Annotated in this window: 1 protein-coding gene; it reads right to left on the bottom strand. The window is 46.7% G+C overall.

What is annotated here, in order from left to right; genetic code table 11:
* Positions 1–115: 115 nt before the first annotated feature.
* Positions 116–967, bottom strand: coding sequence for a DMT family transporter (locus V8L71_RS20665; RefSeq protein WP_336275344.1), 852 nt, complete (start codon positions 965–967; stop codon positions 116–118).
* Positions 968–1035: the final 68 nt, after the last annotated feature.

Below are 1035 nucleotides of genomic sequence, written 5' to 3'. Positions count from 1 at the left end.
GTGTCTGAACGCCGGAAAGTGGTTAAAAAGTAGCCGATGTAAGTCGAGCCAGTAGGTGTTTAGCGGTGTTACAGCCTGAGTGCGGTACTGGCTGAGGTACTATGAGAAATCCAGGCTAGCTCGTTAGGCTGTTTTTTGGAGGATCGGGACTTACGATTAGCCAAACGGAAAGTAAAACGATCAAAGAGCCAAGTAAGAATCCGCTGGAAATCGTTTCATCAAGGATTAAAAAGCCCCATAACACAGCGAAAGGCGGCACCAAGAATGTAACGGTGAGCGACCGTAACGGCCCAATGTCGGCAATCAATCTAAAATAAAGGATATAAGCGAGGGAGGTGCATAAAAAGCCGACTGCGAGCAGGCTGATCCACACATCACCTTGAAGCCAATCAATGCTGGGGCCAGATGAAATGTTCCAAATCAAAAAGGGAGTGAGAAAAGCGGTAGCGCCTATTTGACTGCCAAACGCAACCAACGTTGAATCCAGGCCACCTTGTTGGGTTACCCACTTTCGGGTAAGAAAGCCAGCAAAGCCGTAACCAATAGTGGCTATCATGCAGGCAGCCACGCCAATATAGATGTTGCCAACGATATTGGAGTCACCCACAGCAGTAATAATAGTGATGCCGACAATTCCTAGCGTTACGCCCAGCCATTTTTTTATTGTTAAACTCTCGCTAAAGATAAAAAAGCCAATCATGGCACCTGTTAGAGGCGTCGTCGCATTTAGAATCGCTGAATAGCCAGCAGGTAGTAATGTTGCTGCTATGCTGTACATAAGAAATGGGATGCCTGAGTTTATGGCACCCAAAATCAAAATTTTGCCTAGTTTGCCTCTGAACGCTAGGCTTTTACGTATGATGAAGATGATAAAAGCCAAACCAATAAGACCAAAAAAGACTCTAAAAAATGCTGTGAACCGTACCGGGATTCCCGGAGGCTCCAAACCTTGAGAGGATGGAGCCATGAGCAAATCAAATCGATATTCCCCTGAAGTTCGCCAGCGGGCGGTACGTATGGTCTTCGACCACGAGG

Origin of the sequence: Vreelandella indica, assembly GCF_037070225.1 — a bacterium.
Taxonomy (GTDB): domain Bacteria; phylum Pseudomonadota; class Gammaproteobacteria; order Pseudomonadales; family Halomonadaceae; genus Vreelandella; species Vreelandella arctica.
The sequence above is the reverse complement of the archived record's forward strand: the minus strand, read 5'-3'. Positions and strand labels throughout refer to the sequence as shown.